Annotated in this window: 22 protein-coding genes; 14 read left to right on the top strand and 8 right to left on the bottom strand. The window is 72.2% G+C overall.

Features of this window, described 5'->3' with window-relative positions; translation table 11 throughout:
* Nucleotides 1-65 precede the first annotated feature (65 nt).
* The 11 genes from SCATT_RS34875 to SCATT_RS38780 all read left to right on the top strand — a co-directional run bounded on the left by SCATT_RS34875 (nucleotide 66) and on the right by SCATT_RS38780 (nucleotide 12373).
* Nucleotides 66-932: a chymotrypsin family serine protease gene (locus tag SCATT_RS34875; RefSeq protein WP_014150611.1), complete on the top strand. Its 867-nt coding sequence runs from the start codon at nucleotides 66-68 to the stop codon at nucleotides 930-932.
* 167 nt (nucleotides 933-1099) lie between these two features.
* A complete protein-coding gene (locus tag SCATT_RS34870) occupies nucleotides 1100-1876 on the top strand; it encodes a class I SAM-dependent methyltransferase (RefSeq protein ID WP_014150612.1) in 777 nt (258 codons plus the stop codon).
* Nucleotides 1877-1930: 54 nt separating this feature from the next.
* On the top strand, nucleotides 1931-2323 hold the full coding sequence (locus tag SCATT_RS40830) for an ATP-binding domain-containing protein (RefSeq protein ID WP_078590564.1): 393 nt from the start codon (nucleotides 1931-1933) through the stop codon (nucleotides 2321-2323).
* A 92-nt stretch (nucleotides 2324-2415) separates the two neighbouring features.
* Entirely contained in the window at nucleotides 2416-2940 is a 525-nt protein-coding gene (locus SCATT_RS34865; RefSeq protein WP_014150613.1) for a GNAT family N-acetyltransferase, read from the top strand.
* Nucleotides 2941-3410: 470 nt separating this feature from the next.
* Entirely contained in the window at nucleotides 3411-3689 is a 279-nt protein-coding gene (locus SCATT_RS34860) for a hypothetical protein (RefSeq protein WP_014150615.1), read from the top strand.
* A 22-nt stretch (nucleotides 3690-3711) separates the two neighbouring features.
* Nucleotides 3712-5496 (top strand): JmjC domain-containing protein, encoded by a 1785-nt coding sequence (locus SCATT_RS40515; protein ID WP_014627115.1) that lies wholly within the window; start codon nucleotides 3712-3714, stop codon nucleotides 5494-5496.
* A 33-nt stretch (nucleotides 5497-5529) separates the two neighbouring features.
* Entirely contained in the window at nucleotides 5530-7083 is a 1554-nt protein-coding gene (locus SCATT_RS34850) for a radical SAM/SPASM domain-containing protein (protein WP_014150617.1), read from the top strand.
* Nucleotides 7080-8267, top strand: coding sequence for a JmjC domain-containing protein (locus SCATT_RS34845; protein ID WP_014627114.1), 1188 nt, complete (start codon nucleotides 7080-7082; stop codon nucleotides 8265-8267). Before SCATT_RS34850 ends, SCATT_RS34845 begins: the two co-directional genes overlap by 4 nt.
* Nucleotides 8264-10870 (top strand): YcaO-like family protein, encoded by a 2607-nt coding sequence (locus SCATT_RS34840; protein WP_014150619.1) that lies wholly within the window; start codon nucleotides 8264-8266, stop codon nucleotides 10868-10870. Before SCATT_RS34845 ends, SCATT_RS34840 begins: the two co-directional genes overlap by 4 nt.
* A 20-nt stretch (nucleotides 10871-10890) precedes the next feature.
* Complete coding sequence (locus tag SCATT_RS34835; RefSeq protein ID WP_014150620.1) at nucleotides 10891-11637, top strand: phytanoyl-CoA dioxygenase family protein; 747 nt, start codon at nucleotides 10891-10893, stop codon at nucleotides 11635-11637.
* 298 nt (nucleotides 11638-11935) lie between these two features.
* Nucleotides 11936-12373: an MFS transporter gene (locus SCATT_RS38780; RefSeq protein WP_014150621.1), complete on the top strand. Its 438-nt coding sequence runs from the start codon at nucleotides 11936-11938 to the stop codon at nucleotides 12371-12373.
* On the opposite strand, the gene SCATT_RS34825 is transcribed toward SCATT_RS38780, so the two are convergent.
* Nucleotides 12271-12915, bottom strand: coding sequence for a TetR/AcrR family transcriptional regulator (locus SCATT_RS34825; protein WP_014150622.1), 645 nt, complete (start codon nucleotides 12913-12915; stop codon nucleotides 12271-12273). The genes SCATT_RS38780 and SCATT_RS34825 overlap by 103 nt on opposite strands.
* A gap of 151 nt (nucleotides 12916-13066) precedes the next feature.
* Here SCATT_RS34825 and SCATT_RS34820 point away from each other — a divergent pair, with 151 nt between their 5' ends.
* A complete protein-coding gene (locus SCATT_RS34820) occupies nucleotides 13067-14029 on the top strand; it encodes a zinc-binding dehydrogenase (protein ID WP_014150623.1) in 963 nt (320 codons plus the stop codon).
* 69 nt (nucleotides 14030-14098) lie between these two features.
* On the opposite strand, the gene SCATT_RS34815 is transcribed toward SCATT_RS34820, so the two are convergent.
* On the bottom strand, nucleotides 14099-14308 hold the full coding sequence (locus tag SCATT_RS34815; protein WP_014150624.1) for a hypothetical protein: 210 nt from the start codon (nucleotides 14306-14308) through the stop codon (nucleotides 14099-14101).
* 476 nt (nucleotides 14309-14784) lie between these two features.
* Here SCATT_RS34815 and SCATT_RS34810 point away from each other — a divergent pair, with 476 nt between their 5' ends.
* Nucleotides 14785-15801 carry a LacI family DNA-binding transcriptional regulator gene (locus SCATT_RS34810; RefSeq protein WP_014150625.1) on the top strand — a complete coding sequence of 339 codons (1017 nt, stop codon included), beginning with the start codon at nucleotides 14785-14787 and terminating at the stop codon, nucleotides 15799-15801.
* 207 nt (nucleotides 15802-16008) lie between these two features.
* Here the strand turns inward: SCATT_RS34810 and SCATT_RS34805 are convergent, their stop codons facing one another.
* The 3 genes from SCATT_RS34805 to SCATT_RS34795 all read right to left on the bottom strand — a co-directional run bounded on the left by SCATT_RS34805 (nucleotide 16009) and on the right by SCATT_RS34795 (nucleotide 18591).
* The gene (locus SCATT_RS34805; protein ID WP_050990265.1) at nucleotides 16009-17295 is read right to left on the bottom strand and encodes an MFS transporter; all 1287 of its coding nucleotides are present in this window, start codon (nucleotides 17293-17295) and stop codon (nucleotides 16009-16011) included.
* Between the two features lie 232 nt (nucleotides 17296-17527).
* Complete coding sequence (locus SCATT_RS34800; protein WP_014150627.1) at nucleotides 17528-18277, bottom strand: SDR family NAD(P)-dependent oxidoreductase; 750 nt, start codon at nucleotides 18275-18277, stop codon at nucleotides 17528-17530.
* Entirely contained in the window at nucleotides 18274-18591 is a 318-nt protein-coding gene (locus tag SCATT_RS34795; protein WP_014150628.1) for a hypothetical protein, read from the bottom strand. The genes SCATT_RS34800 and SCATT_RS34795 overlap by 4 nt, the downstream gene beginning before the upstream one ends.
* A 70-nt stretch (nucleotides 18592-18661) precedes the next feature.
* Between SCATT_RS34795 and SCATT_RS34790 the strand changes: the two genes are divergently transcribed.
* Complete coding sequence (locus SCATT_RS34790) at nucleotides 18662-19498, top strand: LysR family transcriptional regulator (protein ID WP_014150629.1); 837 nt, start codon at nucleotides 18662-18664, stop codon at nucleotides 19496-19498.
* 79 nt (nucleotides 19499-19577) lie between these two features.
* Here the strand turns inward: SCATT_RS34790 and SCATT_RS34785 are convergent, their stop codons facing one another.
* The 3 genes from SCATT_RS34785 to SCATT_RS34775 all read right to left on the bottom strand — a co-directional run bounded on the left by SCATT_RS34785 (nucleotide 19578) and on the right by SCATT_RS34775 (nucleotide 22370).
* Nucleotides 19578-20789, bottom strand: coding sequence for a cytochrome P450 (locus tag SCATT_RS34785; RefSeq protein WP_014150630.1), 1212 nt, complete (start codon nucleotides 20787-20789; stop codon nucleotides 19578-19580).
* Nucleotides 20790-20823: 34 nt separating this feature from the next.
* A complete protein-coding gene (locus SCATT_RS35765) occupies nucleotides 20824-21606 on the bottom strand; it encodes a thioesterase II family protein (protein WP_014150631.1) in 783 nt (260 codons plus the stop codon).
* 89 nt (nucleotides 21607-21695) lie between these two features.
* The gene (locus tag SCATT_RS34775) at nucleotides 21696-22370 is read right to left on the bottom strand and encodes a class I SAM-dependent methyltransferase (RefSeq protein ID WP_014150632.1); all 675 of its coding nucleotides are present in this window, start codon (nucleotides 22368-22370) and stop codon (nucleotides 21696-21698) included.

Genomic DNA, 22370 nt, shown 5'->3' with positions numbered 1-22370 from the left:
TGCTGCGGCCACCCGTGGGACGTCTCGGCGGAAGAAGACGTCACTCGAACGAAAAGGACATACGTATGCGCAGACGGAAAAGTCTCGGCGTACTCGCCAGTGTGCTGGGGGTCTTCCTGGCCGTCACCGGCGTCACGGGGACGGCCGACGCCCATGCCGACTCAGGCAAGCGCGTCTTCAACGGGATGCAGATCTACTTCCCCCCGAACTCCTCCAACGAGTTCTGCACCATCGGGGCGGTCGGCCACGACAAGTACGGCCGGAAGATAGCGATTTCGGCAGGACACTGCCTGACCGATCCCAGCCATCAGTACTCGGACCGCGAGATCCCCGAGAACGTCCAACCCGTCTACGACCGTAACGACGCCGGTTTCGGACCCATCGGGTACGTGCGGTACTTCAAGGACCCGGAAGGCTCGACGGTGGGACACCCCACCAAGGACTACATGATCATCGAGCTGGTCCCGGCGGTGACGCTCTCCTCGCAGGGCCCGTACCTGAAGGAGACGGGCGAGCTGGAGGTGCCCGGCGGCCAGCCGAGCCCCAACGCCCTGACCCCGCCCCTGGACAACGAACGCCTCCTCGGCGCCGCCCTCGACAACGACAACGAGCTGGTGGTCTCGGGTCAACTCGGCGTTCTCTACGGACGCATCACCAACAACTCCAACGGCGTCTACCAGTCCTGGGCCGGGCACCAAGCCGGTGACTCGGGTGGCCCGGCGATATGGCACGTCCCCGGCAGCGCCTACCCGTCCTCCGCGAACGGCTTCCAGGCGGCCGGCCCCTGGGCCGGGATCACCAAGGCCAGGGTCCTGGGCATCCCTCCCTACGTCTACACCAGCTCGGCGAACATCCTCGCCGACCTGCGGGCACGCGACACCGCACACCCCGGCATCTACGGCGCCGGCTTCCAGGTGACCGACAACCCGTGAACCACCGACGGTCGCGGGCGGGCACGGGGCCGCCCGCGACCGTCCTCGTCGGGTGCCGACCCGGTCACCCCGTGTCGGCACGAGGGGCACTCCCACTGAGGCGCGCGGTGCGGTACGGACCCGGCATAGTACCTTGACGTCGAGATACTTCTCACCGGAGGTTGCGCATGCCCGCCATCGACTTCCATGACGAGTCCAACCGGTCCACGTACGCCCGGCGCGAGGCCGACAAGAGCTGGGGCGCCCTCATTCGCTCGCTGGTGGACCCGGCCGGCAAGCGGGTGGCCGACGTGGGCTGCGGCGGCGGCGTGTATTCCACGGCGTGGCTGGACCTCGGCGCCGACACGGTCACCGCGGTGGACTTCTCGGCCGCCATGCTCTCCGGAGCCCGGGAACGCTGCCGTGGCCGGGACCGGCTGACGTTCGTCCAAGGCGAGGCGTGTGCCACCGGGCTGCCGGACGGCAGCGTGGACATCGTCTTCGAACGCGCCCTCGTCCACCACCTCACCGACCTGCCGGCCGCCTTCCGCGAGGCGAAACGCCTGCTGTCACCCGGCGGCCACCTCATCGTGCAGGACCGCACCTTCGACGACGTACTGCGCCCCGCCTCCCCCTCCCACCTGCGCGGCTACTTCTTCGACGCCTTCCCCGCCCTGCTCACCATCGAGCGAGCCCGCCGCCCCACCACCGCGGACATCACCACCGCGATCCGCACGGCCGGACTCACCCCCGTCCGCACCCGCACCCTCACCGAGGTCCGCCGCACCTACGCCGACGCCGACGACGTACGGCAAGACCTGATGGCCCGCACCGGACGATCCGTCCTGCACCACCTCGACGACGACCAGCTCCGGCGCCTGGCCGACCACGTCACCCACGAACTGCGCGGCCTGTTCCCCGTCCGGGAAGAGGACACCTGGACGGTATGGACCGCCCGGGCGTGATTCGGCACGTCAACTCGGCCCGGCCCGCGGTCAAGGCGCTCCGCCGACGTTCCGCTGCTGGATGAAGCCGCCGAACTGCTGGGCCACGACGACCGTCGCGAACGGGCGGACGCCGCTCGCGCGCACGCCGAGCAGGTCGCCTACGCCGAGGGCGTCCTGGACATCGTCCTCACCGCGCTCCAGGCCAAAGGGCTGGAGTTCGACTCCGTACTGATCGCCGACCCCCAGGCGATCAGGAACGGCTCACCGCGTGGCCTGAACGATCTGTACGTCGCCCTCACCAGGGCGACCCGCAGACTCGCCATCCTCCACCCCGGTCCGGCACCGGCCCAGCTCGCCCGGACCGTCCGGCCCCGCGAGCCTTCACGGGGAGGTGAGGTCCGACCTGAACGGCGTGGGCGGCGGGGATCGGACTACCGTCCACCGTCTCCCGCCGGCCGGAGGTAGCCCTTACCGTGCTGTCGTGGCGGGGACGAGAAACCACAGCCGCCTTGGTGACGGGGCGTCGGGTATCGGCGCCACACCGAAGGGAGCAGCTCTTGAGCCGCACACCCGTCGCGCTTCGCCGGTTCGGCCGCGAGGGCCTGCCGGGCATCCGGCAGACGCTCATGGACGTGCACGCGGGCGCCTACGCGGACGAGTTGGACGACGAGGCCGGCCGGCACTTCGCCGGGTCCGTCGATCGCTGGGGCGGCTACCCGGGGTTCACGTGTGTCGTCGGCTACGACGGTGAGGAGCCGGTCGGGTTCGCCTACGGGGCCCCGGCCCCGCCCGGCTGTGAGTGGTGGCGTGAACATCTGCCCACGCCACCGGCGGACGCCTCGACGTTCGCCGTCTCCGAGCTGATGGTGATCCCGCGCCGGCGGAAGACCGGGGCCGCGGCGCAGCTCCACGCGGCACTGATCGCGGGCCGGCCGGAGGCGCTGGCCGTGCTCCTGGTCGACTCCGAGCACCCGAAGGTGGAGGCGTTGTACGCGACGTGGGGTTACCGCCGGATCGGCGACCGGCAGCCGTTCCCGGGCGCACCCAGCTTCACCGTCATGCTCCGGCAGCTGCGTGTCTGAGCCCCCTTGTGAGCCTTTTGCGCGGTGGAGGGGAGCCACCCACTTCCGGCCTGCGGCTCGGGCGCGGACGACCTCAGAACCCAGCATCTCAGGGCTGCCCGCGCACCCTCACCCCGCGCGTCCGGCCCGAGGCACTGACCAGCACAGGGGACATCCTCTTGGGGCTGAAGACACTGCTGGGGTTCCGGGCCGACCGGCGCAGGCCGCACGCAGGCCGTGCCAGGGGATTGGCTGACTAACGCCTGCCGGAAGAGCCGCATGGCGCGGCAGACTCAGCATGCACTCTCAGGACTGCCCGATGTACGGGCACTTCCGGAAGTCCCTGCCGTGAGCTGCCGACGCCGTGCGTGTCGGGTGATCGCCGCGAGAACAGGCGTCACGTCCCGTGCCGGGAGATCACAGGTAAGAGCTTCCTCCCCAACACATTCCCCCTTCGTTCCGTCGTCCGCCCTGACCTTGAGGAGCGTGCCGTGCCCGAGCCCGCCAACCCGTCGCAGCTGGCCGAGAAAGAGATCGTGGCCGAGGTGTACGAAGGCGTCGACAGCCCGCTGGTGGAGCTGACCGACGCCGACCAGGCCCCGGCCACACCGCGAAGCCCCCGGACGGAGGGGGCCGACGAGGCGATGCCGGTCCCGGGGAAGATGTCCATCTCCCTCGAAAGCATCGACGTCGAGGTGGAGAACCAGAGCTTCGGCATGATCACCGCGAGCACCGGGTGTTTCTCCAACATCGGCGGGCCGAGCTGTTGAGCGGTGCCGTTCGGAGTTGATCGTGGTGGACACCGAGAAGTGGGGGCTGTCCGCGGTCCTCGGTGACCGGGACATCGCGGCTTTCCTCCGCACGAGCTGGGAACGAGAGGCGCTGCTGCTCCATGGGGCGGCGGTGCCTCTCGTCGGGCGGCTGTTCACGCTCGCGGACTTCGAGCGGTTGGCGTGCGGTGGCGGCGCCGAGCTGAGCGTCGTGCAGAACGGCCAGGCCAGGCCGGTCGTCGCCGACCGTGCCGACCGGGTTCCCGGACGGCATGTGCTGGCCGCCTACCGGTCCGGTGCGACGCTTCTGCTGTCGTGCCTTCCCTCGCGTTGTCCACCGGTCGGTGAGTTGTGCCGGGGCATCGAGTTCGACCTGCTCCGGCTCGGTCTGCTGCCGGGCGATCCGGTGAGCGCCAACGCGTACCTCACGCCGCCGCGGGCGCAAGGCTTCGGCCGGCACCACGACGATCATTCGGTGCTCGTCGTCCAACTGCACGGCAGCAAGCGGTGGGAGGTGTTCGGCCCCGGGTCGCAGGGGCCGGAGGCGGTGGTCTCCGCGACGTTGGAGGCCGGCGACGTCCTGTCGATCCCCGCCGGCTTCCCCCACGTCGCGCACACCACCGACGAGGCGTCGCTCCACCTCACGATCGGCCTGCACACCTTGTCGTGGGCGGACGCCCTGGCGGACATGCTGCGGGCGCACGAGCCGTTCCGTCGCTCGGTCACCGGGCCCGACACCGCCGGGTCCACGCTGCCCGGCCTCCCGGAGCTGGACGTCCCCGGCTACCTGCGCAGCCGCCGCATCCGCTGGATCGCCGGGCTCGACCCGCTGCCCGGCGGACAACTGCTCGCGGACGCCGCCGCTGCCACGGTCGAAGCAGACACCCTCGTTGGCAGGGTGCCGCTGATGCCGAGCGAATCCGGCAGCGAGAACGGGCTCGCCCGCCTGACCTTCCCCGGCGGCACGCTGCGTCTCGACGGCCGGCTCCAACCCGTGATCGACTACGTGGCGAAGGCGGAGTCCTTCGTACCCCGGCAGCTTCCGGCGGTCGGAGCCGATTACGACGCCGTCGAACTGACCCGGATCCTGGTCAGACACCACATCTTCCACCCGGTGGAGAAGGCAGCGGGGCCCGAGCCGGCGGTCCCGGCGGCGATCCCCGCCGCGCGGGAGACGGCGGCGGCGCAGGAGCCGGTGCCCGCGGCGGTCCGCACACGCGACCTGACGCTGGTACGGGACAAGGGCCCGGCAGCCGGCCACCACCTCGGTTGGATGCGCCTGCGGGAACCCCTCTCCGCCGCCGAGTGCGACGACCTCGTCGCCGCCTGCCGGGAACTCCCGTTGACCGCACCGACCACGGTGGACGAGACCGGCCACCCCAGCCATCGGCGCGCCCAGATGCGGCACGTACCCAAGGGGCCGCGCACGGCGTGGGTGTACCGGCTGGTCGAGGAGGTGGCACGGGAGGCCGCGCGCACCGTCTACGGGTTCGACCTGACGGGCATCACGCGTGCTCCGCAATACGTCGAATACCTCCCTGGCAACGGGCACTTCCACCGGCACAACGACTACAGCCACGACCAGCTCGATTCCCCCCGCAAGATCACGGTCATCGTCCAGCTGTCGGATCCGGCCTCGTACCAGGGCGGGGCGCTGCGGATGTTCGGCGTGGAGACCGAGGAGTTGCCGCGCGAGCGGGGTTCGGTGCTGGTCTTCCCGTCCCTGATCGACCACTGCGTCACGCCTGTCACCGAGGGCCTGCGTCGCGCGCTGGTGGCATGGGTCGCCGGCCCCCGGCTGCGCTGACCCCGATCCCCGGTCCGGCCCGAGAGGAACACGATGAGCGGCAAAGAGACTCTGCTGACCCTACGTGCCTGGCAGGGAGGCCCGGCACTCTCCGGACCCGACGAGGCGCAGCCGATCCCCCGCTTCGGGGCACCGGACCGGGCCCCGTTCGGCGCCGTCGGCCTGGAGGACCCTGCTCCCCCCGCCGCCACGGACGAGGAACGTCCCGCGCGCCGGTCCGCGGACGGCACCCGTGACATCTACGACCTGTCCACGACGGAGCCGATCCCGTTCGTCTCCTCGCTCGTCCACCACGAGGTCGACGACGACCACCTCTGGATCGCCGTCGAGGACGGAAAGCTGCTGGTCGCCGACGACATCGACCACGAACTGCTCACCCTCCTCACCGCGGGCACGACACCCGCCGACGCCGCGCGTGAGATGCACCGCAACCGCGGGCTCGCCCCGGAGGCGGCGACGGAGGCGATGGCCAAGCTCGTCGGGCGGCTCGCCTTCGCCGGGATGGTCCGCGGCATCCGCGGCTACCACTCCGTCAAGCAGGTCCGGCCGCACATGTTCGCCCGGTTCCACCTCACCCACCGCTGCCAGCTCCAGTGCGTGCACTGTTACACCAACTCCAGCCCGTTCCTGCCCAAGGACGGTGAACTGCCCACCGAGCGCTGGATCCAGCTGGTGGAGGACTTCGCCGCGAACGGCGGGCAGAAGCTGCTGCTCACCGGCGGCGAGGCGCTAGTGCACGAGGGCTGCGTCCCGGTGATGCGACGCGCTCACGAACTCGGGCTGGAAGTCACGTTGTTCTCCAACGGCATGGCCGTGCCCAAACACCTCGACGACATCGTCCGCTACACCGACATCGTCCAGATCAGCATCGACGGGCCCACGGCGGAGATCCACGACGCGATCCGTGGCCGCCACTCCTTCCGCCGGGCCACGCGTGCCATCCGGCTGCTGCTCGACGCCGGGGTGCAGACCCGGGTCAGCACCACCATCATGGTCAACAACTGGCCGGCGATCAAAGCGGGACTGCCCGGCTTCATCGAGCAGTGGCGCGGCACCGATCTGCGGTTCCGCATCAGCTACGGCGCCATGGCGCACGGGCGGGGCACCGACCTCGACCACGACCTGGACACCGACCAGGTGCGTGCCTGGGTCGACGAACTGCTGGGCGGGCTGCGCGCCGAGGACGACCGGGTGCACGGGCCCAACATGGTGCAGAAGATCAGCGGTTGCGGATACGCCGAACAGCTCGTCGTCGCACCCGACGGACTGGTGTACCCCTGCCACCTGATGTCCGGCGCACTCGGACACATCGACCAGCTGCCCCTCGGCGAGATCACCAAGTATCTCGGGCGCACGGCCGCGGCCTTCGGGGTCGACCACCGGAAGGGCTGCAGCTCCTGCGACCTGCGCAACATCTGCGGCGGCAGCTGCCGGGTGGAGGACGAGAAGCACACCGGCAGCAGGCTGATCACCACCTGCACGCCCGAGGAGAAGGTCCGCAGGCGCCGCTTCCTCGTCCGCCGCTACCGAGCGGTCCCCGAGCCCGCACAACAGGTCCGGCCCGAAACCGGGCTGGAGGGTTCGTGACGCTCGCGGATCTGCTCCGCCCGACGACCGTGACGGACTTCCTCGACACCGTATGGGCCCTTGACCCGTGTCTTTTCCCCGGCGCCGCCGCGGGGGCCTCGTTGCTCGACCTCGACGGCTTCGAGGCGATGCTCGGCGCGTTGCACCACGCCCACAAGGGCGTGCTCCACCTCGCCCGGGGTGGTGAACGGCGTTGTCTTCCGGCCGTGTTCATCGACGCCGACGGGATGCTCGACCTGCGGCAGGTCCGGCGGGCGTTCGAGGGCGGCGAAACGCTGTACCTGACCAAGGCGCACCGGCTCTCACCGCCCCTGGCCGACCTGTGCCGAAGCGTCGAACTCGACCTGGCCGACCACGGCGTCCCCCTCCGCGAACCGGCCGGCGCCCACGTCTTCGCCACGCCGCGCTCCGCCCAGGGCTTCGCACCCCATCGCGACGAGCACGGCAGCCTCGTCCTCCACATGGAGGGGCGCAAGTCCTGGATGGTGGAGGAACGGGCCGGCCCGCCACGGCCGGGCGCGGTCCCGCCGCGGGAGTGGGCGCGACTGCGGTTCCGGGAGTTCTCGCTCGGGCCGGGAGACGTGCTGTACATACCTCAGCACTGCGGCCACGCGGCCCGGACCGGGGCCGAGCGCTCCCTGCATGTGACGCTCCGGTTGTTCCCGCTGCGGTGGCGGGACGTCCTCGACGAGGTCGTGGCGGCCCTGCCCGGTCTGGACGCGCACGTTCCCCGCGCGCGCACGGCCGATGCCGCCGCTCTCGCCTCGGGCCTGGCCGAGCTGCTCGCCTCCCCGGACGTGCGCACCGCCTTGCCGGGCCTGCTCGGCGGGGTGGCCGCGCGGCGAACCACGCGGCGGGTGGTCCTGCCGGACGGCGGGCTGGGCCGGCACGACGGGCTGGACGACATCGACGAGAACACCTGGCTGGTCCGGGCTCGGGGCGCGGACTGCCACGTGACCGAGGACGGCGGCTCCGCGACGATCCACTTCCCGGGCGGCGCGGTGCGGGGCCCGATCGACGTCCTGGCCGCGTTAGAGCACGTCGCGAAGGCACCCGTGGTGCGCGCCGCCGACCTGCCCGGCGCGCTGGGAACGGACGCCGTGGTGGACGTGGTGCGCAAGCTGGTCGCCGATGGCCTGCTGCGCCGGGCCCGGGCCGGTGAGATCGAGGAGGTCGCACGGTGAGCCCACGGCCGATCGTCTTCCTCGGACCGTCGATGCCGCTCGCCGAGGCCCGCCCGATCCTGGACGCCGACTACCGCCGCCCGGTCCGGCGCGGCGACCTCGAGGCGATCCCGGCCGGTCAGGTCGTCGGGATCATCGATGGTGTCTTCGAGCAGACCCTCTCCGTCAGCCCGGCCGAGGTGCGCGCGGCGGTCGAGCGGGGGGTCGTGGTGTACGGCGGCGGCAGCATGGGCGCGTTGCGCGCGACCGAGGTGCCCGGTGTCATCGGCGTCGGGCTGGTGTACGCCTGGTACCGCGACGGCGTCGTGACGCGGGACGACGAGGTCGCGTTGCTGTTCGACGAGGAGACCGGCGCCCCGCTGACGGTGCCTTCGGTGAACGTGCGCTACGCGGTCGACCGCCTCCACCGCTCGGGCACGATCGACGCACCCGCCGCCGAGCGGCTGCTTTCGGCCGCGCTCGAACTGCCGTTCAAGGCACGCACCTACCGGCGCATCGCCCACCGCGCCGGCCTGCTGGAACGGGCCGACGGTGAAGACCTCGTCGCCATGCTGGCCGGTCACGACCTCAAGCACCGGGACGCCCAGTCGGTCCTGGAGGCGATCGGCGCGGCGACCGCGGTGCTCCCGCGAGGGTCGGCGTCCCGCGCGACAGCGGCGCGAACGGTTCCCGGCCCCGCCCCCGGTTCCGTCACCACCGGCACCGCGCTGATCTGGGAGAGCGGCGACCGGGTCGACGACGAACTCTTCGCGTTCCTCACGTTCACCGGAAAGCTGGAACCGTGGGCGCGCGCCGCCCACCCCGTACCGCCCGAACTGGCCCAACCGGTCGACGTGCCCGCGGCACAGGCGCTGTTCCGGACCGCCGTGCGCCGGTGGGGGTGGCTCAGCTCGGAGGAAGCCCGCGTCACCCTCGCGGACCTCGGCATCGACGTGCCCACGCTGAACCACCGGGCCGAGGCGGAGGCCGTCGCGGAAGCCGGGCTGATGGCCTGGGCGAAGGCCGATCCCGACGCGTTCCGGCGGTCCCTTCGCGTGGCGCTGTTCCTGCACCACGCGTCGCTCAAGCGGGAGGTGATGCGGCTGGGCGGGCTCAACCTGTTCGCCGAGCGGGACCCCCGTCCGCCCTCCGCCGAGGAACTCACCGAGGCGTGGCGGGTGTTGTGCAAGGCGAACCTTGCCTTCGACGTGGAAGCCATGCGGCGGCGGTGGGCTCGGTGGGGGTACGACGACCGCGCCGCGCAGGACGCCTTCGTCCACCGGCTCGCACGGGCACGCCGCGCGGGACGGGCGCTGGCCGCGACGATGGCGGGACGAACCGTGCCCGCCGGCCGGCCGGTGCCCCATCCGGACCTGCCGCTGCGACACCGCCAGAAGCCCCCGGGCGAACGGCGCTTCTGCCTGCCGCTGGCCGAGGCGCGCGACCACGCGACCCGGCTGGCGAAGACGATCGGGATCACCCGGATCGGCATGGTCGGCGAACTCGGGGACATCGGCGGCATCCAGATCGCCCAGGCCGCCCGCCCCGACGGCTGCTGGTCCAGCACGTACGGGAGCGGCAAGGGGCTCACCGAGGACGGCGCGCACATCGGCAGCGTCATGGAGGAGTTGGAGAAGTGGGCGCAGGAGCAGTGGGTGCCCTGCGCCGGCGACCTCGTCGAAGGCAGTTACCGCGAGCTGACCGGCGACGCCGTCGACCCGACGAGCCTCGCCCTGCCCTACGACACCGGCTACACCCCCGGCTCCCCGCTGACCTGGGTGCGTTGCCCGGACGTCCTCACCGGCCGGACGGTGCTCGTCCCCCTCGACCTGCTGCGGCTCGAACGCGGCCCGCACGACATCTGCTTCAGCCCGCGAGGCGCGCGCAAGGTCATCGCCACCAACGGCCTGGGGTCCGGCTTCTCCCGGGAGGAGGCGCTGCTGCACGGGCTGTGCGAGTACGTCGAGCGGCACGCCCAGCGTCTCGCGGAGATCGCCATGGTCAACCCCGGCCGGACCGGGGCGCCGCCGTTCCGCTTCGTGGACCTCGACACCGTCCCGGACGGGGCACGTGAGGTGGCGGAGCGGCTGCGGCGGGTCGGGCACGTCGTCCGGGTCCTCGACATCACGGCGGATGTCAGGATCCCGACGTTCATGGCGACCGTGTGGCGCGATCTGAACCGCTCCGAGGGCTACGGCACCCATCCGGATCCCGGCACGGCGGTCGAAATGGCGCTGCTGGAGGCCGCGCAGTCGATCGCCTGCCTGGTGGCGGGAGGCAGGGAAGACCTCACGATCAAGGCCCGCAGCCTCGGCCGCCATGAGAGGCCACGCCCCATCGCGCACGACGACGCCTGGTTCTGGCTCGACCCGGACATCGTGCCGGCCCCGCTGGCGCCGGGCCTGACCAGCGACGACGTCCTCGACGACCTGTGGTGGGCGCTGCGGCGGGTGGGTGACGCCGGTCTGGCGCACGTTCCGGTACTCGACCTGACGTGTCCGGAGACCGAACCCGCGCACGTCGTCCGGGTCATGGTGCCCGGCCTGGAGTCCAACAACCCCTTCGCCACCGGAGAACGCGCCCGCCTGGCGCTCCTTCGCGACCTCCTGCCCCGCTGGTCCTGACCCCCGTCCGGAGAAACGCCATGACGACGACAGAACTCGACCTGGTCGACTCGACGGTGCGCACCATCGGCGAGCGCGGCTACGTGGTCGTCGAGAACCTGCTGCCCGCACCGACCGTCGACCGCATGCGGACGGCCCTGGAACGCCTGCTGCACGCGGAGAAGGGACGCAATCTGCACTCCAGCGGTCACCAGCGCGTCCTGCACCTCCTGGTCAAGGACCCGGTGTTCTCCGAAGCCCTGGTGCACCCGCTCGTCCTCGCGGTCTGGCGGCGCTACCTGAGCGAGGACCTGATCTGCTCGACGTTCAGCGCGAACGCGCTGTGGCCCGGCTCGGTCGAGCAGTACTGGCACGCCGACCACCCCTACTGGACCCTCACACCCCCATGGCCGGCCATCCCCCTCGCCGGCCAATGCATCTGGTTCCTCGACGACTTCACCGAAGACAACGGCGCCACCGCCGGCATCCCCGGTTCCCACCGGGCCGACCGCCTGCCCGACATGGGCGACTCCTGGTGCGACGACGGCGAGATCCTCACCGGCCCCCGCGGCAGCGCGATCTTCGCCGACGGCGCCTGGTGGCACACCTCCCGCCCCAACCGCACCACAGCACTGAGGTCCGCCCTCCTCGTCACCTACACCCACACCTTCTGCGTCCCGCAGGAAGACATGCGCGCCCAATTGAGAGCGCTCACCAACCCGTCGGACATCGTGGTGCGACTGCTCGGGGGCAAGCAGTACCAGTCGCGCCGTGACTTCCCGTACTGACGGGCTGGGACGCGGCGGCCCCGACCGACCAGGCGGATGCCGTCAGCGCCCGGCACCTCGACGGCTTCGCCGACCCGAGGAACCGGCCGCCGTGTCCCGCTAACTCGGGCCCGACGCCCGGTAGTTCAGGGCCTACTTCCGACCCTGGGCGGCCCGGAACAATCAGCCTCCGGGAACTGTCAGGCTTCCCCCGCCTCGCCCCCGCGTTATGCTGCACCGTCCTCGCACCGAGGGGGTGCGGGAGGGACACGACGCGGGGGGCTGGTGGCCAAGGACGACGCGGCGCGCGGCAGACGGTGTGGCGTTGGCGCTGCTCGGGCAGGTGCGCAACACCTATGGAGTCGGCGCGTTGCTGGCCGTGATGTTCTTCATCACCACGCCGGCGAACGCCACACTTTTCGCGGCGCAGATCGACGTCACGCCGCCCGGACTGCAAGGGCGGGTCGTCAGCACCGCGATGCTGGCGGCCGGGCCCGTCGGTCCGCCGCTCGCCGGGTTGCTGCTGGACAGCGCCGGGCAGGCGCCAACGTTCTCGCTCTTCGCCGCGCTGGCCGGGGCGCTCACCGCCGTCATGCACCTGAGCCCGTCGATCCGGACCATGCTTCTGCTCGGTCTCGTTGACCCCTTTTCCCGTCACGGTGCTTCGCGTGTCGGCGCGGAACGCAGGCGTGGGGCCGACGGCAGCGGTGCGGGGGTTTCCGTCTCCGGTGCGGCGCGGAACGCCTCGATCATGTAGGCGGCGAAACGGCGGGAGGCCGTGAGACGGTCGGCTCGCGGCGTGTCGCCGACGCCACGGTGGGCCATGAGCATGAGGACCAGGTCGTCGACGACGAAGCCGGGGCGGAGCCGGCCGGTGTCGCGGGCACGGCGGGCCAGAACGGTGACCGCGCGCAAGGTCCGCTCCCGGTCGGCGGCGAAGTCCATGGCCTCGGGGAAGGCCGTCATGAAGGCGTCGGCGAACCCCCGGCTGTGCGCGTGGAGTTCGCAGATCCGCTCGACCAGGCTCCGGAACCCGTGCCACGGATCCGGGTCCGCGAGGGCGTCGCGGACGATGGCGTGGCAGGCCCGCCGCTGCTCGGCGAAGGTCTCCGCGATCAGGTCCCGCTTGGTCGGGAAGTGCCGGTACAGCGTGGCGGGGCCCACGTTCGCGTGCCGGGCGACTTCTCGCATCGGCACGTCCAGTCCCTTCTCCCCGAAGACCGCGCGGGCGGCGTCCAGGATGCGGGCACGGTTGTCGCGGGCGTCGGAGCGCGCGGGGTGAGGCAAGCGGCCGGTCATCGTCTCTCACTTTACTCAAGCGGAAGGGGGCGTCCGTTACGGTCCGAAGGCGGTGCCGCCGCCCCGTCCGGCGTCCCGGCTGCGGGGGCCGGCTCGGCGCCCACGGTCGCGGCTGCGGTACCCCGTCCCTTCACCGATCCGAGGAGCAGAGATGAAAGCCGTCGTCATCAGGGCGTTCGGAGACCCCGACGGCCTGGAGGTCGTCGACGTGGCGGTGCCGGTGCCCGCCCCGGGGCAGGTGAGGATCACCACGGAGGCGATCGGGGTGGGCGGCGTGGACGCCGTGATCCGCCGGGGAACGCTCGCCGCGCACGGCTTCCAGGAGGGTCATCTCCTCGGCAGTGAGGTCGCGGGACGTGTCACCGCGGTGGGAGAGGGCGTCGACGCCTCGTGGGTGGGGCGGCGGGTGTGGGCGTTCACCGGGCTGTCCGGAGGGTACGCCGAGCAGGCCGTCGCCGGGGTCGGGGATGTCCTTCCGCTGCCCGACGGCCTGACCGGCGCCGCCGCGGTGACCCTCGGCGGCTCCGGTGTGGTCGCCCACTTCGCACTGGAGCGGGCGCGTTTCACACCCGGTGAGTCGGTGCTGGTGCGGGGTGCGGCGGGCAGCATCGGGATCACGGCGGTCCAACTCGCGGCCGCAGGCGGCGCGGGCGCTGTGGCGGTCACCACCTCATCGGCGGAGCGTGGCGCACGTCTGCGGGACCTGGGGGCGACGCATGTGCTCGACCGCTCGGGCGCGGGGGGCCCGGACGCACCGGCGGGCTTCGACGTGGTGCTCGATGTCGTGAGCGGACCCCAACTCCCCTCGTTCCTGGGCAGATTGAACCCCAACGGGCGCTACATGGCGGTCGGTGTGGTCGGCGGTCAGCCACCGGCGGACTTCGGCATGCGGCTGATGGACGCCTTCCGCAGCTCGCTGTCGTTCGCCACCTTCAGCGCCGACACCGTGCCCGGCCCCGGCAGGCAGGCCGTGCGCGCGTCCCAGTTCGCCGACGCCGCACACGGGCGCCTGCGCACGGTCGTGCACGGGACGCTGCCGCTGGACCAGGCAGCGTCGGCCCACCGCGCGATGGACGCGGGGCAGGTGTTCGGCAGGGCCGTCCTGGTCCCCTGAGCCAGGGAGGGGACGGCGGTGTTGGCGCCACGGGGTACGCCCGCCCGGCCCGCCGCCGGGATCACCGGCTCAAGGGCGTGCCTGGGCGACGCCGTGGGCGAGCTGGCCGAGGACGTTGGCGATGCTGTGCCCGAGGGCGGTGGGGGCGATCAGTACCCCGAGGGCGAGGACGATGGCGACGGTCAGCTTCTCGTCGAAGCGGGTACGGGCCTGGGTGCGGCGGCGTAGCCGCACGATGACGATGACCGCCAGGAATACCGCCAAGTCGACCGTCAGCACCCGCCCCACCCCCAGGTCAGCGTCTGTCGCGTTCCGGTGTAGCCCGAACCCGCCACCGGGGTGGGCGGGTTGCCGCGGGTTGGCCGTATCCGTGCCTGCCGTGGCCGGAAAGCTCAGGCGCGTGCTCCGCCGCCGCGCGCCTCCCGTACCCCCACACGCCGGAATCCCGCAGCCGCGACAGCCGGCTCACCCCTTGGACGCCCCCCACGTCGACACCAGCTCGCGGTGTCCGGTCGCGCAAGGCCGGACACCGAGGGGCGTACGCGGGCCCGGGCCGCCGCGGCGGGGCCCGGGAGAGTTGGGGGTGCGGTGAGAAGTCGGGCCGGGCGCGCGGTTGTTGACGCGATGACGGCACGGCCGTCCTGGCGAGGTGGGTTCGGCCGTCCGGCGCGGGAACGCGAGGGGACCGGCGTCGGTGAGGCGAGGAGAGTAGGGTCACCCCCTGCACGACCGACCGGTTGAGGGCGAGGTGGCGCGTGAGACGACCGACGATCGCGGACATCGCCGAGCGAGCGGGGGTGTCGAAGGTCGCCGTCTCGTACGCCCTCAACGACCGGCCCGGGGTGTCCGCCGCGACCCGCGCGTCGATCAAGGCGATCGCCGCCGAACTCGGCTGGCGGCCCAACAGCGCCGCCCGGGCGCTCACCGGCGCCCGGGCGCAAGCGGTGGGGCTGACGTTGTGCCGGCCCGCGCGAACCCTGGGTGTCGAGCCGTTCTTCATGGAGCTGATCAGTGGTATCGAGGCGGCGCTGGCCGACCGTTCCTACGCGCTGACCCTCCAGATCGCGGACGGCGCGGGGACCGAGATCGAGATCTACCGGCGGTGGTGGGGCGAGGGCCGGGTGGACGGGGTGTTCCTGGTGGACCTGCACATCACCGATCCCCGGGTGGCGGCGGTCGCCGAACTCGGCCTGCCCGCCGTGGTCGTCGGCCCGCCCGGGGTGTCCGGGGCACTGCCGACCGTGTGGTCCGACGACGCCGCCGGTGTCCGGGAGATCGTGCAGTACCTGAACGTCCTCGGGCACCGGCGTATCGCCCGGGTCGCCGGGCTGCCGCACCTGGCCCACACCGCGGTGCGGGACGCGGCCCTGCGCGAGGCGTGCCGGGAGGCCGGTCTGCCGGAGCCGGTCGTCGTGCACACCGACTACACCGGTGAGGCCGGCGCCAGCGCGGCCCGGGGGCTGCTCATCGCGCCGGAGCGGCCGACAGCGCTGGTCTTCGACAACGACATCATGGCGGTGGCGGCCCTGTCGGTGGCGCAGGAGCTGGGCATGGACATCCCCGCAGACGTGTCGTTGGTGGCCTGGGACGACTCTCCGCTCACCCAGGTGGTCCGGCCGCCCCTGTCCGCGATGACCCGGGACATCCACGCCTACGGGGCCCGCGCCGCCCGGGTGTTGCTCGCCCACATCGCGGGCGAGCGGGTGGCCGACGTCCGTCAGGAGCACGCACGTCTCATCCCCCGTGGCAGTACGGGCCGGCCGCCGCGCTGACCGGCGGCCGGGCCGGACCACGGCACTCGGCCGGTCGGCCCCGCGGCGCGTCGCGGACACCTTGCCGAGGGCGGTCTGCGCGGACGGTCGGTGCTCACCCCGTGACGCGCGGCGCCCGTCCGGCGTTCGGATGGGCGGTCTGCGCCGTCACCTCGCGTGGGAGTTCGGCGCTCTCGATCGAGGCCACCGCATCGGCGGTGTCTTCGTTCACAGGGTCCGTCCGGCCGTCGCCTCCTTGGCGCGCGGCGCGGGGGCGGGGGTACCGCCGCCCTGGTCCTGGGGCGTTCGTCCGCCGACGGCCAGGGCGAGGAGCGCGCCGAGGACGGCGGGTACCGCGAAGAGCACGAAGTTCCACCGGGGAGCCAGGCCGGCCGCGAGGATCCAGCCGCCGAGCGTGGGGCCGGCGATCGCGCCGATACGCCCCACGCCGAGCGCGACGCCAACGGCGCCGGCCCTGGCGGTCACCGGGTAGCTGCGGGAGATGTAGACGTTGATCAGCCCCTGGACGCCGACCGCGCCGCAGCCACCGATGATCACGACGGCGTAGAGCACCGCCGACGGCAGCTTGGCGCTCATGGCGACGATCGCCACGGCTCCGAGGACGAAACTGACCGTGACCGGCCCCTTCGACCCGGCGCGGTCCGCCAGCAACGCCATGGCGAGCCCGCCGACGGTGGCACCGAGGTTCAGCAGCATCAGGAAGGTCTGCGAGGACCGCAGCGGATGGTCGGCCGCCTGCATCAGCTGCGGCAGCCAGGTGTTCATCGCGAAGATGAGCAGGAACGACAGGGCCGCCATGGCGCAGAACAGCAGTGTGGTGCGCAGGTACGGCGGCTTCAGCACCAGGCGTACCCCGCCGCTGCCGGGAGCCGGGGCGGAGGTCTTCATCGCCTGGTGGTATTCGGTGGATTCGGGCAGCCAGGCGTAGGCCGCGGGCAGCAGGAGCAGACCGGCGACGCCGCCGACCACGTACTCCAGCTGGAAACCGTGCCCGCTCAGCAAGGTGTTGGCGGCCAGCGCCGCGAACGAGCCGCCGATGGCGGTTCCGCACTGCACGATCCCCGAGTAGAGGTTCTTGCGTCTGTCAGGGGCGAGTTCGAAGATCAGCGGGGCCATCGCCGGATAGATCGCGCCGACGCCGAGCCCGACGACGAACCGGCCGGCACCGAACAGCGACGGCAGGGGTGCCATGGCGCAGGCGAACATCCCGGCGCTGACGACCGCGATACTGGCCAGGGTCGTCCGGCGCCGGCCGAGCCGGTCGGTGAACTGGCCGACCAGCAGGGATCCGACGAGCATGCCGACGGGGGTGAGGCTGCCGAGCAGGCCGACGAGGGCGACGGTGAGGTGCCAGGGGTGGTAATGGAGCAGCAGTGGTGTGGTCGCGCCGAAGGCGACGAGGTCGAAGCCTTCCAGTGTCATCACCGCCATGCCGACGGCGAGTGCTGTGCCGGTCCGCGCCGAGGTGCCTCGGGCGAACGCTGGTGTGCTCAATGATCCGACTCCGTTGCGGGTGTTCTCGTCCGGTACGGCGGCCATGGGCCCTGCGGGCGCTGGTGGTTGGCGGTTGCCGGGGTGGGCGCCGGTCATCGACGCGGCCGGGTCTTCGGGCTGGACGAACGACGGCCGGGGCGGCGGCCCCCGGGTGTGGAGGGCCGCCGTCACCTGTCCGCCGACCCGTGCCGGGGACGGCCTGGTCGATCGTGGAGCGAGCCGGCCGGGGCCCTCAGGCCCGCCGTCCGCCGTCGACCGACAGGGCGATGCCGGTGACGTAGGAGGAGGCGTCCGAGCAGAGCCAGACCGCCGCAGCGGCGGCTTCCTCGGGCGTGGCCAGCCGGCCGAGGGGCGTGATCGATTCCTGCATGGCGATCATGTCGGTGCCGACCGCCTTCTCGAACCCGGGGGTAAGGGTGGGGCCGGGGCAGACGGCGTTGACGCGGATGCCGGCCGGGGCGTAGTCGACCGCGGCGACCTTGGTGAGGCCGACGATGCCGTGCTTGGCGGCCACGTAGGCGGGGGCGGTGGGGATCGCGTACAGGCCGCCGTTGGAGGCGATGTTGACGATCGCGCCGCCGCCGCGCCGCCGCAGCGCGGGCAGTTCGTACCTCATGCACAGGAAGGTCCCGGCCAGGTTGACCTGGACCACACGCTCGAACTCGGCCAGGGTCATCTCGTCGAGCCGGCGGTGGTGGGAGGCCAGGCCGGCGTTGTTCACGGCGAAGTCGAGGCCGCCGAACGCGGTGACGGTGGCCTCGACGGCCGCCCGCACGGCGTCCTCGTCGGCGATGTCGACGGTGACGGCCAGTGCGTCGCCGCCGTCCTTCCTGATCAGCTCGGTGGTCTCGGCCGCCGTGTCCGCGTCGATGTCGCACACGGCGACCGCGGCGCCGCCGCGGGCGAGTTCCAGCGCCGTGGCACGGCCGATCCCGCTGCCGGCGCCGGTGACCAGTCCGGCCTTGCGGGACACGCCGCTCACGCCATCACCTCGTGGTTGGCCCAGGCGACCTTGTAGGGGTGGCGTGACTGCCAGTGGTCGATGACTTCGTGGATGCCGGGTGCGGCGAACGCCTTCCCGAGCGCCTCGATGTCGGCGACGGTGACCTGCACGATCGCGGTCGCGATCAGCGCGGGGATGGCGTCCTCGCCGGGGACGGGGAGGTGGCGCCGGGTGGTGACGGAGTCGGTGAAGCCGGTGTCGAGCATCGCTCGTTCGATATCCGCCAGGTACTGATCCAGCTCGGCGTCGGGCAGTGGCTGATCGAAGGAGACGATCATCGTGTGGGTGATCATGCGGCAATTCTTGACGGCTCCGGCCGCTGGTGTCCAAGACCTGTCAGACAGTGAGCGATAACCTGTAGGCATGGCTGAACTGGAGACCCGTGAGCTGGAGTACTTCATCGTGCTCGCCGACGAGCTGCACTTCGGCCGGGCCGCCGCACGGCTCTCGATCGCCCAGCCGGCGCTGTCGAAGGCGATCCGGCGGATCGAGAGCCGGATCGGCGTCCCGCTGTTCGTCCGCAACAGCCGGCACGTCGCACTCACCCCGGCCGGGAAGGCGCTCCAGGAACACGGCCGGCACGCGCTCAACGCGGTCGGCGCCGCTATCCGGCACGCCCGGCACGCCGGCGACACCCAGGCCCACCTGCGGCTCGTCCTCAAGCCCGGCGGCGACGCGGGCCTGCTCTCCGGGATCCTGGCCGAATACGCCCACCAGCCCGACGCCCGCCGGGTGGACATCCTCTTCAGCGGCCCCGCCGACCGCACCGACTTCCTGCGCGACGGCCGGGCCGACGTCGGACTGCTCTACGTGCCCTTCGACGACCTCGACGGCCTGGCCCACGAGACGCTGCGCACCGAGGACCGCGTCGTCATCGTCCCCTCCGGGCACCGGCTGGCCGGACACACCTCGGTACGCATCCGCGACCTGGAGGGCGAGACACTGCCGCGCTGGAAAGGCGTCCCCGGCGGCGACGGCACCGGCCCGGAGGTCGCCGACGTCGTCCAACTGCTCCAGATGATCACCGTGAGCCGGATGATCGGCGTCCTCCCCCGCTCCCTGGTCGAACCCCTCCCACCCGGCCTGGTCGGCATCCCGGTGGCCGACGCCCCGCCCAGCCGCCTCGTACTCGCCTGGAACGAGCAGGACCACCGGCCGATGGTCGCCTCCTTCGTGGCCGCTGCGCTCGGACGGCCGTGACCTGCCCTGTCCGGTCGGCGTCGCCGGACCCACCTCCGACGCCTCGGCCCGCGGAAGAGTGACGTGGGTCCCCGGACTCTCAGCCGGCCGCCCCTCGGGGGTGGAGCCGGACGACGAGGGCGTCGAGGCCGAAGTTGATGATGGACCGGTTGGGTACCGGGGGTTCCAGGACTTCGACGTGTTCGGCGGCTTCGGTCAACGCGGCGAAGAGCGAGGCGAGTTCCACGCGGGCCAGGGGGGCGCCGATGCAGTAGTGGGGGCCCCAGCCGAAGGCCAGGTGACGGTTGGGGGTGCGGTCGAGGAGGAGGTCGTCGGGGTGGTGGAACTCGGCTTCGTCCCGGTTGGCGGCCGGGGTCCAGACGACCACGCGGTCCCCGGCCCGGATGTGATGTCCGGCGAGTTCGGTGTCGTGCCGGGCGGTGCGCAGTACGTGCAGGCCGACCGAGGTCCAGCGCAGCAGTTCCTCGACGCCGGTTTCCGGGTCGTAGCCGTCCGCGCGCATGGCCTGCCAGGCGTGCGGGTGGCGGGTCAGCGCGAGCATCGCCATGGTCGAGGTGTGGCGTACCGTCTGCACCCCTCCGACCAGGATGTTGTCGCAGTTGAGCAGGGCCTCGTCCAGCGGGAGACGCCGGCCGTCCACCTCGTGGGTGACCAGTTGGCTGATGATGTCGTCGCGGGGGTCGGTCCGGCGGCGCAGACCGAGGGCGAACAGGTAGGGCAGCAGTTGCTGGTGTGCCTCTGAGCGTTCCTCGGGGGTGTCGCCGAGGAACGCGCGGTCGCACATGGCCACCACGTGGTCGCGGTCCTCGTCCGGGACGCCGAGCAGGTCGCACATGACGGTCAGCGGGACCGTCGTGCTGATGTCCCGGACGAAGTCGGTGCGCGCGGTCCCCAGCGCGTCGCGTACCACCTGGCGGGTCAGGTCGGCGACGCGTGCGCCGAGTTCGGCCGCCTTGCGCTTGGAGAAGAACGGCAGGACGAGGCCGCGCAGGTCCCGGTGGCGTGGCGGGTCGGTGAGCGCCATCATCTTGCCCGCGCCGGCCGGCGCCCGGTCCCGGCCGGTGCCCAGCAGTGAGCCGCGTTCCGAGCTGAACCGGGCCGCGTCGCCCAGCACCTCGTTGGCCAGCGCGTGCGACAGCACACACCACAGCGGCCCTTCCGCCTCCGACTCCAGTCGCCACAACGGCGATCGGCGGCGCAGCTCACGAAGGACCGCGTGGCTGTCGTCGCGTGCCCAGAACGCGGGGTCGGTCAGGTCGGGGAACGTGGTCACGCCGGTTACGGTGTTCATGCTGCTCCTCAAGTCTGCCGCCGTCGGCGGTGGCTCACTGGTACAGGGACGGCAGCAGCACGTCCTGGACGACGGCGCCCACCTGCCGTACGGCGGCCTCGCCGGACTGGAGCACCAGGTGTCCGGCCTCCACCACCTCCAGCGGCCGGCTGCCGGTGAAGCATCGTTTCCACTCCGCCATCTCGCCAGCGGTCACCGCCTCGTCGTCGGCTCCGAGGACGGGCTGGACGGGGCAGTCCAGTGGGCCGGTGCCGGCGTCCCGGTAGGTGCGGGCCAGGCCCATGTCGGCCAGGAGCGCGCGTTGCGCCATCTCGCCCAGTGCTGGGTGGGTGACGACCGCGCCGGCGCGTTCGTCGTTGCGGAGCATGAAGTCGGCCAGTTCGCGGGCGTCGTCCTCGCCGCCGGAACCGGGCGGTTCGCGCCAGGTGTGCGGGGGCGCGAACCCGATGACGAAGCAGGCGGTGGGGTTGAGTTGGGCGCTGAGCTTGCGGGCCGCCTCGTAGCCGACCAGGGCGCCGACGCTCTGGCCGAGGACGGCGTAGGGCCGGTCGAGGTGGGGCAGCGCGGCGTCGGCGACCGCCTGGACCAGGTCCTCGAAGCTCTCCGGGTAGGGGTCGCGGGCCCGGCCGCCCCGCCCGGGCATCCGCACCCCCCACACCTCGATCTCCTCGGGCAGCAGCCGGCCGAGCGTGGTGAAGGCGGTGGCGTCACCGCCCGCGTGCGGGAAGCAGAGCAGCCGGACGGCGGCGTGCGGGCGGTGGTCCGGCAGCCAGAACCAGTCTCCCTCGGTCCGGGGGATCGTTCGGGAAGTGTGCACGAAGACGCCTCGCTTACGTGGGACGGGTCCAGGCCGGATTCCGGGGGGAGCGGCGGGCGGATCGTCGACCGGCCGTGCCGGGCCGGCCGTCAGTCGACGGGGGAGGCGGCGAGCCAGGAGGTGTCCTCGGTGAGCCACTCCTTGCGGCGCAGCCCGACCGCCTCCAGGTAGGTGTCGAGGGTGCCCTCGTCGAGGAACTGGACGATCTGGAGGTGGGTCCAACGCCGGTCCTGCCAGCGGTACTCCATCACCGCGCGCAGCAGGTCGGGGGTGAGCTGGTCCACCTTCAGCAAGGTGGCGGTGATGTCGTCCCAGACCCGGGGTTCGCCGACGCCGGTGAACCACTCGGGCAGTGCGCGTTCGATCAGGACGCTGCCGCCGGGGCGGACGTGGCGGCGGGCGGTGGCCATCATCTCGTAGCGCACCTCGGCGTCGGTGAGGTTGACCAGGCAGGAGCCGAGCACCACGGCGTCGAAGGTGCGGTCGAGCCGCAGGTCCGGGATCTCGGCGTGGACAGTTTCGGCCCCCTCGATCCTGGCCAGCATCTCGGCGCTGTGGTCGACCGCGACCACCTGGTGGCCCAGGGCGATCAGCGGGTGGGTGAGGCGCCCGGTCCCGGCCCCGAGCTCCAGCACCGAGGCGTGGCGTGGCAGCGCGCCGTCCACCACGCGTGGGGTCCGTCCGGCACGCAGGATCGAGTACAGCTCGACGGGGTCGCCCTCGGGGCTGAACGCACCGGGTCCGGTGCCTTTCTGGCGGGACAT

Origin of the sequence: Streptantibioticus cattleyicolor NRRL 8057 = DSM 46488 (assembly GCF_000240165.1) — a bacterium.
GTDB lineage: Bacteria > Actinomycetota > Actinomycetes > Streptomycetales > Streptomycetaceae > Streptantibioticus > Streptantibioticus cattleyicolor.
The sequence above is the reverse complement of the archived record's forward strand: the minus strand, read 5'-3'. Positions and strand labels throughout refer to the sequence as shown.